Source organism: Enterobacter sp. MGH 24, from assembly GCF_000493015.1.
Classification (GTDB): Bacteria; Pseudomonadota; Gammaproteobacteria; order Enterobacterales; family Enterobacteriaceae; genus Enterobacter.
The window spans coordinates 4,505,582-4,517,869 of record NZ_KI535657.1; the positions used below are offsets into that span (position 1 = coordinate 4,505,582).

A 12,288-nucleotide genomic window follows, 5' to 3' on the forward strand; every position below is an offset into this window, starting at 1 on the left:
CACCCTTTGCATTTTTTTCAGCACAATCTGCTGGCTCGATTCGTGTACAACAAAACTGTTACATTGATCAAACAATCGCCACAAAGGTATTTAAAAGGTATTATTGAGTGGTATGTTAAAGGCGTACCCTCTCTGACATGCAGGATTAAAAAATGAAAACGAAAGTCCAACTGTCATTCATGATGTTTGTTGAATGGTTTATCTGGGGCGCATGGTTTGTGCCGCTGTGGCTGTGGCTGAGCAAAAGCGGTTTTACCGCCGGGGAAATTGGCTGGTCTTATGCCTGTACCGCCATTGCCGCGATCCTCTCCCCGATTCTGGTCGGCTCGCTGACGGACCGCTTCTTCGCCGCCCAGAAAGTGCTGGCGGTGCTGATGTTCGCCGGTGCCATTCTGATGTACTTCGCCGCACAGCAAACCCAGTTCAGCACCTTCTTCCCGCTGCTGCTGGTTTACTCCCTGACCTATATGCCAACCATCGCGCTGACCAACAGTATCGCCTTTGCCAACGTGGACGACGTCGAGGCCGATTTCCCGCGCATCCGCGTGATGGGCACCATCGGCTGGATCGCCTCCGGGCTGGCGTGCGGCTTCCTGCCGCAGATGCTGGGCTACAGCGATATTTCCGATACCAATATCCCGCTGCTGATGACCGCAGCCAGCTCCGCCCTGCTCGGCGTGTTTGCCCTGTTCCTGCCGAATACGCCGCCGAAGAGCACCGGCAAGCTGGATATCAAAGTGATGCTGGGGCTGGACGCGCTGATCCTGCTGCGCGACAAAAACTTCCTGGTGTTCTTCTTCTGCTCGTTCCTGTTCGCCATGCCGCTGGCCTTCTATTACATCTTTGCCAACGGCTATCTCACTGAAGTGGGGATGAAAAACGCCACCGGCTGGATGACGCTCGGCCAGTTCTCCGAGATCTTCTTTATGCTCGCCCTGCCGTTCTTTACCAAACGCTTTGGTATTAAGAAGGTCTTACTGCTGGGTCTGCTCACCGCCGCCATCCGCTACGGGTTCTTCGTTTACGGCGGAGCGGAACAGTACTTCACCTACGCCCTGCTGTTCCTCGGCATTCTGCTGCACGGCGTGAGCTACGACTTCTACTACGTCACGGCGTACATCTACGTGGATAAAAAAGCGCCGGTGCACATGCGCACCGCCGCGCAGGGCCTGATTACGCTCTGCTGTCAGGGCTTTGGTAGCCTGCTGGGCTACCGCCTGGGCGGCGTGATGATGGAAAAAATGTTCGCATACAAAGAGCCGGTGAATGGGCTGACCTTCAACTGGGCCGGAATGTGGGCGTTTGGTGCAATCATGATTGCCGTGATTGCCGTGCTGTTTATGCTGTTTTTCCGCGAATCGGATAAAGAGATCGCCGCAATTGAGGTGGTTGATGGCGATGCCGCGCTGACACAAGGGGAAGTTAAATGAAACAAGAACGTGTTCTCGGTGCTCTTTACGGGCAGGCGTTAGGGGATGCGATGGGCATGCCGTCGGAGCTGTGGCCGAGAAAGCGCGTCAAAGCTCACTTCGGCTGGATCGACCGCTTTTTACCCGGCCCGGCAGAGAATAATGCGGCCTGCTATTTCAAACAGGCCGAGTTCACCGACGATACCTCAATGGCGCTGTGCCTGGCGGATGCGATTATCGAGTGTGAGGGAGACATCAACGCGGACGTTATCGGCAAGCATATTCTGCGCTGGGCGCTCGATTTCGACGCGTTTAATAAGAACGTGCTCGGCCCGACCTCGAAAATCGCGCTTAACGCGATTCGCGACGGCAAGCCGGTGAGCGAACTGGACAACAACGGCGTGACCAACGGGGCGGCAATGCGCGCCTCCCCGCTGGGCTGCCTGCTCCCGGCCACGCGTCTGGAAAACTTTGTTGAGCAGGTCGCGCTGGCCTCCAGCCCGACCCATAAATCGGACCTCGCCATTGCCGGTGCGGTGGTGATTGCCTGGGCGGTTTCCCGCGCTATCGACGGGGAAAGCTGGCAAAACATCGTCGATGCGCTGCCGGGGATCGCCCGCTATGCGCAGGAGGCGAAAACCACCACTTTCAGCGCGTCGCTGGCGGCACGTATTGAGCTGGCGCTGAAGACAGTACGGGAAGCCAACGGTATCGACTCCGCCAGCGAGCAGATTTATCAGCTTGTTGGCGCAGGAACCAGCACCATTGAGTCCGTTCCGGCGGCGATCGCAATGGTCGAGCTGGCGGGAACCGACCCGAACCGCTGCGCCATTTTATGCGCTAACCTGGGCGGCGATACGGACACCATTGGCGCAATGGCGACGGCCATCTGCGGCGCGCTCCACGGCGTGCAGGCCATTGACCCGGCGCTCAAAGCCGAACTCGACGCCGTCAACCGGCTCGATTTCGGCCGCTACTGCGAGAAACTGCTGCACTACCGGGAGCAAAGGGAGGGCCTATGAATTCATTTGCCCAACGTCTCGACACCCTGCACGCCGCGCGCCCGGTGACGGTGCTGGGCGCGGCGGTGATTGACGTGATCGCCGACGCCTACGCCCTGCCCTGGCGCGGGTGCGATATCGAGCTCAAACAGCAGGGCGTGAATATTGGCGGCTGCGCGCTGAATATCGCAATCGCCCTGAAGCGGCTCGGCATTACGGCGCAAAACGCCCTGCCCGTCGGCCACGGGGTATGGGCGGACATCATCCGCAACGCCATGGCGAAGCAGGATCTGCACAGCGCCATCGAGGCCGAAACCGGCGACAACGGCTGGTGCCTGGCGCTGGTGGAGCCAGACGGAGAGCGCACCTTTATGTCCTTTAGCGGCGTGGAGAACCAGTGGCAGCAGCGCTGGCTCGATGTGCTTAACATCCCGTCGAACAGCCTGGTCTACTTATCCGGCTACCAGCTGGCCTCGCCGTGCGGCGAGCTGCTGACGGGCTGGCTGGAAGGGTTGCGGGACGTGACGGCGTTTATCGATTTCGGCCCTCGCATCGCGGATATCCCCGACGCGCTGATGGCGCGGATCATGGCCTGCAGGCCGATCGTGTCGCTGAATCGTCAGGAAGCGGAGATCGCAGCCGAACGCCTGGGTGTAGCGGCTGAAAACCTGGATGCAGAGTGGCAGCATCGCTTCGGTGCCGCGCTGATTGTGCGGCATGATAAAGACGGCGCCGCGTGGTATGACGGTGACGTCTCGGGCGTTGTTCCGGCGTTCCCGGCGACGGTTGTGGACACCATTGGCGCAGGCGACAGCCACGCGGGCGGCACGCTTGCCGGGCTGGCGGCGGGATGGTCGCTGGCAGACGCCGTTCTGCTGGGGAATGCCGTGGCGTCCTGGGTGGTCAGCCACCGCGGCGGGGATTGCGCCCCTACTCGCGAGGCGCTACTCCTCGCACACAAAGACGTATAGATCGCTGCGACAGTAGCTGATGCTGTACTCAATCGGCCGGTGCTGTTGGTCAAGCGCGATCTGCTTGATCACCAGCACCGGTATTTTTTCGTCCATCTTAATGTGCGCCTGAAATTCGCTGTCCGGCATGCGGGCACTAACCCGTGAGCGGGTGCGCTGCGGGAAAATATTCTGACTGCGGAAGTAATCGTAGAGCGAAATGCCGATCGCATCCGGATCGGGAATGAGCCCGACCGGCACCCAGGACTCTTCAATCGACACCGCATCGTCATCCACATAGCGAATGCGCTTTAGCAAAAAGACCTCGCTGTCCGGAGGGATCGACAGGTGGTTTGCGACCTCTTCCGGGCACTTCACTACCCGCTTGTTGAACCATAGCGTATTCGGCTTTTGACCGCGCAACACCACCTGCTGGGAAAAGCCGCGCGCCTCTTTCAGCGAATATTCAAAGATGTTGTTGATTTGCGTGCCATAACCACGGGAACGCGTCACCACGCCCTCTTCCTCCAGCGCCTGCATCGCTTTTCGCACGGTGATGCGCGACACCCCGGTTAACTGGCTCAGATCGCGCTCGCCGGGCAAAATATTCCCGTGCTCTAACATGCCGCTTCGCACCGCATTTTTTACCGTTTCGGCAAATTTCAGGTATAGCGGCGTGTTGTCAGGCGCGGCGATCCGTTCATTCAGTTGGGCGATTAACCGGGTATGCGCTTGTTCCATCTCTGTTTTTCTCAGGCGTGGTGTGTCCTGCCAGTATAAGGCCTACCACCATGCATGAAAATGGTGAACCGGCCCAATACCGTGACCGACCTCCAGACTATCCGCTTTTGCCAGCGCCGCCGAGAGCCAGGTTTTCGCTTCGCGCACCGTATCGGCCCAGCTTTCATGCCGTGGACGCAGCGCCGCCAGCGCGGCTGAGAGTGTACAGCCCGTACCGTGGGTGTTTTTGGTCTGCACGCGCGGCGCGGTAAAACGTACTTCACCATCGCGGGTAAAGAGCCAGTCCGGACTTTCAGCATCGTCAAGATGACCGCCCTTCATCAGCACCGCGCCGCAGCCCATTGCCAGCAGCGCGTTCCCCTGCGCTTTCATCTCGCGTTCAGTTTGCGCATGCGGTGTGCCTAACAGCGCGGCGGCTTCCGGCAGATTGGGCGTGATAAGCGCCACCTGCGGCAACAGCTTTGTGCGCAGCGTCTCGACGGCGGAGGCAGAGAGCAGCGGGTCACCGCTTTTTGCCAGCATGACGGTATCCAGCACCACGTTTTGCACCTGATAGCGTTTAAGCCGCTCGGCCACCGCTTCCACAATGTCCGTCTCGGCCAGCATGCCGATCTTGGTGGTATCAATACGCACGTCGCTGAACACCGAATCCAGCTGCGCGGCGACAAAATCAGGTTCGATACGATAGACCGACTGTACGCCACGCGTGTTTTGCGCCACCAGCGCGGTAATGACCGAGCAGCCGTACGCGCCAAGGGCCGAGAAGGTTTTGAGGTCAGCCTGGATCCCTGCGCCGCCGCTAGGATCGGTGCCGGCAATGGTCAGGGCGTTAATCCGCTTCATGCCTGCTCCTCCAGCGAATAGAGCGCATCCAGAAACGCGCTGGCAAAACTGCCAGGCCCACGTGACTGCGCAACGGCGACCGTTCCGGCCCGCTTCATCCATCCGCAGGCGGCAGCGACGTTATCCATCCGGTCGCCCGGCAGCGAGCAGCTCGCCGCCACAACGGCAGAAAGCGCGCATCCGGTTCCCACTACGCGCGTCATCAGCGGATCGCCGCCCGTAACCGTGCGGGTGCGTTGCCCGTCAGTGATGTAATCCACCTCGCCGGTGACGACCACAACGGCATGGGTCTGGCGAGCCAGCGCCTGTGCGGCGGGCACCGCGCTGGCTGCGGTATCGGTTGTATCAACGCCGCGCCCGCCCGCGCTCATTCCGGCAAGGGCAAGAATTTCAGAGGCATTGCCGCGAATGGCGGCCGGTTTCAGGGCAAGAATTTGATGGCAAAAGCGGGTGCGGAACGTCAGGGCGCCGACGGCAACCGGGTCCAGCGTCCAGGGCTTGCCTGCCGCCACCGTGCTTTCTATTGCCCGACGCATCGCCTGAGCACGCGGCGAGGTCAGCGTGCCAACGTTAATCAGCAGCGCATCGGCTACCGCGGCAAACTGTTCAGCCTCTTCGGCCTCAATCACCATCGCGGGTGATGCGCCAAGCGCCAGCAAAACGTTGGCCGTAAAGGTCTGCACGACATCGTTGGTCATACAGTGGGTTAGCGGAGAACGGGTTCGGAAGTGGTGTAAAACGTGTAAATCGAGCAGGTCAGGCTGCATGGGTTCGCTCCTGCCTTGCGTGAAGAAGCGATGACCGGGAAGGCATCTGACTTCCCTACGCTGGCATTATCCAGATCAGGTAATACGGGTATTTCTCAGCCTTCAATGAAGAAGGGCACCCCGAGTCAAAATACTTATAAAACAGTGAGTTACTCAAACTCATTGTCAATATTTAGTGTAACCGCGCCCGCAGGCCATGCGCAAGGGGTTTCGATGATACAGATTTACCTACTTATTTTTACCTTTTATCTAACAATCCACTTACTCATTTTTATTGCAATCTGGCCTGAACGCTATCTCGCTTAAATCTGCAACCTAAATATTTTTTCCAAATTAACTTAGACGATGAATAGCCGAAAAAAACCTTCATTCAAAACCTGAAAAAGATTCGTAAATAAAGAACTAAGAAATATCTATCAATTTATATTAACTATTTTGTGTATTTTCCATAATTTCAGGTCAAAACACTTAAATAAAATTTATGGATTGGCGTTTTTAACCCTTTTTGCAACCTCGCCTTTTTGTTTTTATATATCATTGTAATTTATGAATATTTTTCCATAATCACTGTGGCGAGTCGTTTTAGCTATTCATGCTGTTTATGATTTAGATCAATAATCAAAATTTCACATTGATAGATAGTTGCTGCACGTTACGAAATAAGTCCCCTAACCAAAACCTCAGGGTTAACGTTAAATGAATCCAGATATAACAAGAATTTATATCATCCCGCCAGGATAGCGATCTGACCTTTATCTTTTTTATTTATTGATTTAATGATGAGAACTTTCAAATGAAATTTATTAAAACGGCTGTAGCGTCAATCACTCTTTGCGCTATCTCTGGTTCTGTATTTGCTACCACTTACTTTTCGATACAAGAAAAGTCAGACGCTATTCAGCATATCAGGGATGAGGCGAATGCCGCGAATAGCCTGTATAAACTTAACATTCAGAAATTTAACCTCGATCGCGCTCATTATACACCGCAAGATCAGGCTATTTCTGATAAGGCCCTGGACATAATAAAAAATGCGGGTGCTCGAATTACAGAGATTCAGCAGGCGTCAATTGTTCCTGTTCCAAAGCCAACGCAGACATCCACGCCTGTTGTTTCTATGACTAATCTGAATCCCGCTCAGAAAAAGCCGGTATTACCTCCGCAACAGATTCCACAGAAATTGAATGGGTCGCAACATCCAACCAATGAGCATCACATTACGAATGCTCCCATGAAACTGCCCTACATTATCCCCGTACACACGGTCACCCCGCTTGTTAATCTTACACCGTCAATTAAACCGCAGAGCGTACCCACACCGAAATATAACAATATCGCTTTAATTGGTTCTCACCTTGATAGCAACGTCACCGACGCACAACGTCTTACCGCGATTTTAGAGAATGCGCCAAAACCTGTTGACGGCGTAGATGGAAAAAAAGGAGCGAAAGGTGATAAAGGAGAAACCGGCGCGACGGGGGCACAAGGCGTAGCGGGAATGAAAGGCCGCAACGGCGTGAATGGTCATAATGGTAAAGACGGCACGTCAACCACGGTGACACGCATGCAGATTGATACAGCAACACAAACTAAAGTCGCTAATAATAGCCAGGCGATTACCGCCACCGTTCAGGAACTGCAGACAACCAGACAGACACTCCAGGCCATGAATAACAATACAAACCAGCAGTTTAGATCATTGCGTGATGAAGTAGATGATAATAAAAAACAAGCCAACGCCGGTATTTCAGGCGCGATGGCAATGGCAGGTTTACCCCAGGTGCAAACCAATCAGCGCGTCATGTTCTCTGCCGGTGGTGCAACTTATGAAGGTGAAAGCGCTATTGCAGTTGGCGCATCGGTGAACTTCAATCCACATGTCATCGGCAAAGTGAGTTTCTCTGATGATACCGCCAATAATATGGGTGCTTCAGTAGGCATCGGAGTGGGTTTTTAAATAAAACACCACTATTACATATATAACCCGCTCGTCTCTGGTGAGAATAGCGATGATAGCAAAAAACATGTCCAGATATATATTCATCTCAGCCATGCTGTACCTGATGCTAACTGGCGTCGGAATTTGGATAGGCGCGATGTATGTATCCTATTATCTGTGTAGTCTATAAGGGTTAAAATGAAAAAATTAATTATTACCGTGGCGGGTATATTTATACTTGCGGGGTGCGTATCGCCCGATCAGCGCATCGCAAACTGCACGGCGAAAGGCGTAAGCTATGACACGTGCTATTTGTCCGAACAGCAAAGACAACAAGGCATTAATAACGCTTCGCTCTCTGCCGCTTATGCGAATGCGGCAAGAGCGACAGAAAATACACATAAACATGCTCACCACAACTAAGGTTTAATGATGAAAGCACAGTTAACAGTGATTGCTCTGTTGTTCACCCTCGCGGCGACACCGGCACATGCCATTAACGCGCACTATCGCGCGCAGCTGGAGCGTTCCGGATGTACCCAAATTAGCGATGGCGATGGTTCTTGCGATATCAATAAAACCAAAGCGGAAAACGCGGCGCAACACGAACAAACGAAAACCGTTCACGATCCGATGCGTGAAGCCTCATTCTCATCTGATACGGTTAATGCCACGATTTCAAACGGCTTTTTTAGCGCCACCCTCAACGGTAAGAAAGCGACCGTAAAACGTCTGAATGCGGGTTTTTACGAGATTCACGGCGAAGGCTTTGTTATATCGTTTAGCCTTGATGAGAACGGTATTACCGATGCGTCCTGGAATAAAACGAAAGGCCGCGACCACGGCATTTTGCAGGTCAGGCAGAAATAACGTGTTCAAGGAGGCCATCCGCCTCCTTTTTCATCAGCGAAAAGCACGATTTGTCACACTCTTTTCTCTATTTTTACAGTTCTGACAAAACCATCATAAGCGGCTGTTTTTATTGTGCATAAAGTGCAACTTTCTTTCTGAAAACGGGGATAACCCTCCCCCTGTGCCCCGTGTCACAAAACAGTAAACAAATTAACCATTGAGCCCCGTGGCAAAAGGCTCTATATTGGCGGCGTTTTTTTCAGGCCCCCATCTGTTTTTTAACTTTTTATTCAATCGTGGCTCATAACGAAGCGGCGGTTGTAGGAGTGATATGATGACGGATAAAGTCCGTATTGACACCGTAGATGCCCACAAAAGCAACGAAACCTATCTGGCCCGTCAGGCCGAGTTTGAATCTAACGTCAGGAGTTATCCGCGCAAACTGCCTTTAGCCATCACTAAAGCAGAAGGCGTGTGGATCACCGATGCAGATAATAAAGAATACCTTGACTGTTTAGCAGGCGCAGGGACTCTTGCGCTTGGCCATAACCATCCTGATGTGCTGAAAAGCATCCAAAATGTCATTACCAGCGGCTTGCCGTTACATACTCTGGATCTGACTACGCCTCTGAAAGACGCGTTTTCCGAATACCTGCTCTCTCTACTGCCTGGTCAGGGCAAAGAGTACTGCCTGCAGTTCACCGGTCCATCCGGTGCTGACGCCGTTGAAGCGGCGCTGAAGCTGGCGAAAAAAGTGACCGGTCGTAGCGGTATCATCAGCTTCTCTGGTGGCTACCACGGCATGACCCACGGCGCGCTGTCCGTGACCGGCAACCTGTCACCGAAAGAAGCGGTTGACGGCATGATGCCAGAAGTCCAGTTCATGCCTTACCCTCACGAGTACCGTTGCCCGCTGGGTATCGGTGGTGAAGCGGGCGTGAAAGCGCTGACTTACTACTTCGATAACCTGATCAACGACGTTGAAAGCGGCGTGCGTAAGCCTGCTGCGGTGATCCTGGAAGCGGTTCAGGGCGAAGGCGGCGTGAACCCGGCTCCGGCTGAGTGGCTGCAGCGCATCCGTAAAGTGACTCAGGAACACGGCATTCTGCTGATCCTCGACGAAGTTCAGGCTGGCTTTGCCCGTACAGGTAAATTCTTCGCCTTCGAACACGCTGGCATTGAGCCAGACATCATCGTGATGTCTAAAGCAGTGGGTGGTGGTCTGCCGCTGGCCGTGCTCGGTATCAAAAAGCAGTTCGATGCATGGGCGCCAGGTCACCACACCGGTACCTTCCGCGGCAACCAGCTGGCGATGGCAACCGGTCTGACGACGCTGAAAATCCTGAAAGACCAGAACATCGCAGGCAAAGTGGCTGCACAGGGCGAATGGCTGAAAGGCCAGCTGAAAGAGATGGCGAAACGTTATCCGGTCATCGGCCACGTGCGCGGTCTGGGCATGATGATCGGTATTGAGATCGTTAAGCCACACGAAGCCGCTGACCACATGGGCTGCTTCCCGGGCGACGGCGAGCTGTCTGCACTGATTCAGAAGAAGTGCTTCGAAGCCGGTCTGATTCTGGAGCGCGGTGGCCGTAACGGTATCGTTCTGCGTCTGCTGCCGTCTCTGCTGATCAGCGACGAAGAGCTGAAAATCTTCCTGGATAAATTTGAGCAGTCACTGCTTGCTGCGGGCGTTCGCCCGGCGTAACCGGAGTTATTGATTACGATGTCTGATTCAAACCCAATTTTGTTCTCCTCTGCGCAGAGCATTGAAGCTTATCAGCAGGCGATTGAACAAAGCACTCAGGCTGTGATGCAGTGGCTGAAACAGCCTGAGATGTACCAGGGCAAAACGGTCGCGGAACTGCGTGACCGTATTAAGCTGGATTTCAACCCGAAAGGGCTGGGCAACGAAGCGGCGATTGAACGCGCCGTGGAGTTCTTCCTGAAAGACAGCTTGTCCGTTCATCACCCGCAGTGCGTGGCGCACCTGCACTGCCCAAGCCTGGTCGTAAGCCAGGCGGCGGAAGTGCTGATTAACGCCACTAACCAGAGCATGGACTCCTGGGATCAAAGCCCGTCCGCAACCATTATCGAGATCAAACTGATTGAGTGGCTGCGTACTCGCGTGGGTTATCAGGCCGGCGACGCCGGTGTCTTCACCAGCGGCGGTACCCAGAGCAACCTGATGGGCCTGATGCTGGCGCGCGATGCGTTCTTTGCGCGTCAGGGTCACTCCGTTCAGCAGGACGGCCTGGTGGGCGATCTGCGTAAAATCCGCGTACTGTGCTCCGAAAACGCCCACTTCTCCGTGCAGAAAAATATGGCGCTGATGGGTCTGGGCTACCAGTCCGTGGTGCAGGTGAAAACGGACGAATTCTCCCGCATGGATCTGACCGATCTGGCGGCGAAAATTGAACAGTGCAATGCGAACGGCGAGCAGATTCTGGCGATCGTCGCGACGGCAGGAACCACCGATGCCGGTGCTATCGACCCGCTGCGTGCGATTGCAGAGCTGGCCGCGAAGCAGAACATCTGGGTACACGTTGATGCGGCCTGGGGCGGCGCGCTGCTGATGTCTGAGCAGTATCGTCACTACCTGGACGGCATCGAGCTGGTGGATTCCGTCACCCTGGACTTCCACAAGCAGTTCTTCCAGACCATCAGCTGCGGCGCGTTCCTGCTGAAAGAAGCGCGCCACTATGAGCTGATGCGCTATCAGGCGGCCTATCTGAACTCTGAGTTCGACGAAGAAGCGGGCGTGCCAAACCTGGTGTCTAAATCTCTTCAGACCACCCGTCGTTTCGACGCGCTGAAGCTGTGGATGAGCCTGGAAGCGCTGGGTCAGGAGCAGTACGCAGCGATCATCGATCACGGCGTAACGCTGGCACAGCAGGTGGCGGCCTATGTGAAAGAGCAGCCTGCTCTGGAACTGGTTATGCAGCCGCAGCTGGCAAGCGTTCTGTTCCGCTTCCGCGGACAGGTGCAGATGGATGACGCAGGCATCGCCCTGCTGAACCAGAAAATTGGTGATGCGCTGCTGGAATCCGGCCGCGCGAACGTCGGCGTGACCGAGCATAACGGCGTCACCTGCCTGAAGCTGACGCTGCTGAACCCAACCGTGACGCTGGAAGATATTAAAATCCTGCTGTCTCTGGTTGAGCGCACCGCGCAGGAAGTTCTGGCTAAGTAATACAGCCCCCCTCTTCCGTCGGGAGAGGGGTTCTTTTTATACGCCTGCCCACCACATCCTTAATTTTAATCCCCAGTAACTCGTCCAGCCCGTCGTGGTACTGACCACTTTCCCCTGTGACACAATGACCAGCGTTGGCGTGACGCTCACCTGCCACTGCTGCGACAACGCACCGTTTTCATCGTTTATCACCGGCATTTTCAGCTGTTTCTTTTCGACCCAGCGCGCAAGCTTCGCATTATCACCGGAACGCATGGCAATACTCACCACGTTCCCGCCCTCTTCTGCCAGTTGATTAACCGAAGGCGTCGTGTAGCGGCAAATGCTGCACCAGGTCGCCCAGACGTAGATCAGCAGCGGGCGTTCCTGGCTGAGCGCCGCGATATCGTAGATGTTGCCGTCGATGCTCGTCATCGGCGTTGCACTAAAACTGGCGGGGAGTGTCGGTTTTCGATACCGATCAACTCCCCACACCACGGCCAGCGTCAGCAGCACGAGCATGATACCTTCCCGCGCCCAGCGGCGCAGTCGACTGATTTTGCGGTTATCCATTGTGACCTCATGTTTCAACGAAGGTCATCTTAACGGGCAAT

12 protein-coding genes and 1 riboswitch are annotated in these 12,288 nt (G+C 54.9%); of the genes, 8 read left to right on the forward strand and 4 right to left on the reverse strand.

The annotated features are described in order from the left end of the window. Positions 1–152: 152 nt before the first annotated feature. Genes L370_RS01005 through L370_RS00995 form a run of 3 tightly spaced genes read left to right on the forward strand, consistent with a single transcriptional unit; the run spans position 153 to position 3,381 of the window. Positions 153–1,430, forward strand: coding sequence for a nucleoside permease (locus L370_RS01005; protein WP_023336301.1), 1,278 nt, complete (start codon positions 153–155; stop codon positions 1,428–1,430). Next, positions 1,427–2,431 carry an ADP-ribosylglycohydrolase family protein gene (locus tag L370_RS01000; protein WP_023336302.1) on the forward strand — a complete coding sequence of 335 codons (1,005 nt, stop codon included), beginning with the start codon at positions 1,427–1,429 and terminating at the stop codon, positions 2,429–2,431. The genes L370_RS01005 and L370_RS01000 overlap by 4 nt, the downstream gene beginning before the upstream one ends. Then, on the forward strand, positions 2,428–3,381 hold the full coding sequence (locus L370_RS00995; protein ID WP_023336303.1) for a PfkB family carbohydrate kinase: 954 nt from the start codon (positions 2,428–2,430) through the stop codon (positions 3,379–3,381). Before L370_RS01000 ends, L370_RS00995 begins: the two co-directional genes overlap by 4 nt. Here L370_RS00995 and L370_RS00990 read toward each other — a convergent pair. From L370_RS00990 to thiM, 3 genes are read right to left on the reverse strand one after another with little or no spacing between them, the layout of a single operon-like run. Continuing rightward, positions 3,355–4,101, reverse strand: a complete 747-nt coding sequence (locus L370_RS00990) for a GntR family transcriptional regulator (RefSeq protein WP_023336304.1) — start codon at positions 4,099–4,101, stop codon at positions 3,355–3,357. The two genes, L370_RS00995 and L370_RS00990, sit on opposite strands and share 27 nt — an antisense overlap. A gap of 42 nt (positions 4,102–4,143) precedes the next feature. Continuing rightward, the gene (gene thiD, locus L370_RS00985) at positions 4,144–4,944 is read right to left on the reverse strand and encodes a bifunctional hydroxymethylpyrimidine kinase/phosphomethylpyrimidine kinase (protein WP_023336305.1); all 801 of its coding nucleotides are present in this window, start codon (positions 4,942–4,944) and stop codon (positions 4,144–4,146) included. Continuing rightward, a complete protein-coding gene (gene thiM / locus L370_RS00980) occupies positions 4,941–5,711 on the reverse strand; it encodes a hydroxyethylthiazole kinase (RefSeq protein WP_023336306.1) in 771 nt (256 codons plus the stop codon). The genes thiD and thiM overlap by 4 nt, the downstream gene beginning before the upstream one ends. Positions 5,712–5,746: 35 nt before the next feature. Next, positions 5,747–5,844, reverse strand: a riboswitch (TPP riboswitch). 660 nt (positions 5,845–6,504) lie between these two features. On the opposite strand from thiM, the gene L370_RS23755 reads away from it, so the two are divergent. The 5 genes from L370_RS23755 (at position 6,505) to L370_RS00960 (ending at position 11,695) form a co-directional block, all read left to right on the forward strand. Next, on the forward strand, positions 6,505–7,668 hold the full coding sequence (locus L370_RS23755) for a YadA C-terminal domain-containing protein (RefSeq protein WP_023336307.1): 1,164 nt from the start codon (positions 6,505–6,507) through the stop codon (positions 7,666–7,668). Between the two features lie 180 nt (positions 7,669–7,848). Further along, positions 7,849–8,073 carry a hypothetical protein gene (locus L370_RS23535; protein WP_023336309.1) on the forward strand — a complete coding sequence of 75 codons (225 nt, stop codon included), beginning with the start codon at positions 7,849–7,851 and terminating at the stop codon, positions 8,071–8,073. 9 nt (positions 8,074–8,082) lie between these two features. Further along, the gene (locus L370_RS00970; protein ID WP_023336310.1) at positions 8,083–8,520 is read left to right on the forward strand and encodes a hypothetical protein; all 438 of its coding nucleotides are present in this window, start codon (positions 8,083–8,085) and stop codon (positions 8,518–8,520) included. Positions 8,521–8,833: 313 nt separating this feature from the next. Next, positions 8,834–10,210: a diaminobutyrate--2-oxoglutarate transaminase gene (locus L370_RS00965; protein WP_032666634.1), complete on the forward strand. Its 1,377-nt coding sequence runs from the start codon at positions 8,834–8,836 to the stop codon at positions 10,208–10,210. A gap of 18 nt (positions 10,211–10,228) precedes the next feature. Continuing rightward, positions 10,229–11,695 carry a pyridoxal phosphate-dependent decarboxylase family protein gene (locus tag L370_RS00960; RefSeq protein ID WP_023312433.1) on the forward strand — a complete coding sequence of 489 codons (1,467 nt, stop codon included), beginning with the start codon at positions 10,229–10,231 and terminating at the stop codon, positions 11,693–11,695. A gap of 36 nt (positions 11,696–11,731) precedes the next feature. Here L370_RS00960 and L370_RS00955 read toward each other — a convergent pair whose 3' ends face one another. After that, positions 11,732–12,247: a protein disulfide oxidoreductase gene (locus L370_RS00955; protein WP_023336312.1), complete on the reverse strand. Its 516-nt coding sequence runs from the start codon at positions 12,245–12,247 to the stop codon at positions 11,732–11,734. Positions 12,248–12,288: the final 41 nt, after the last annotated feature.

Bases quoted from the DNA above. Each gene is read 5' to 3' on its own strand.
- L370_RS23755 (WP_023336307.1), top strand. From the start codon at position 6,505: ATGAAATTTATTAAAACGGCTGTAGCGTCAATCACTCTTTGCGCTATC.
- L370_RS00990 (WP_023336304.1), bottom strand. From the start codon at position 4,101: ATGGAACAAGCGCATACCCGGTTAATCGCCCAACTGAATGAACGGATC.
- L370_RS00970 (WP_023336310.1), top strand. From the start codon at position 8,083: ATGAAAGCACAGTTAACAGTGATTGCTCTGTTGTTCACCCTCGCGGCG.
- thiD (WP_023336305.1), bottom strand. From the start codon at position 4,944: ATGAAGCGGATTAACGCCCTGACCATTGCCGGCACCGATCCTAGCGGC.
- L370_RS23535 (WP_023336309.1), top strand. From the start codon at position 7,849: ATGAAAAAATTAATTATTACCGTGGCGGGTATATTTATACTTGCGGGG.
- L370_RS00995 (WP_023336303.1), top strand. From the start codon at position 2,428: ATGAATTCATTTGCCCAACGTCTCGACACCCTGCACGCCGCGCGCCCG.
- L370_RS00965 (WP_032666634.1), top strand. From the start codon at position 8,834: ATGATGACGGATAAAGTCCGTATTGACACCGTAGATGCCCACAAAAGC.
- L370_RS00955 (WP_023336312.1), bottom strand. From the start codon at position 12,247: ATGGATAACCGCAAAATCAGTCGACTGCGCCGCTGGGCGCGGGAAGGT.
- L370_RS00960 (WP_023312433.1), top strand. From the start codon at position 10,229: ATGTCTGATTCAAACCCAATTTTGTTCTCCTCTGCGCAGAGCATTGAA.
- thiM (WP_023336306.1), bottom strand. From the start codon at position 5,711: ATGCAGCCTGACCTGCTCGATTTACACGTTTTACACCACTTCCGAACC.
- L370_RS01000 (WP_023336302.1), top strand. From the start codon at position 1,427: ATGAAACAAGAACGTGTTCTCGGTGCTCTTTACGGGCAGGCGTTAGGG.
- L370_RS01005 (WP_023336301.1), top strand. From the start codon at position 153: ATGAAAACGAAAGTCCAACTGTCATTCATGATGTTTGTTGAATGGTTT.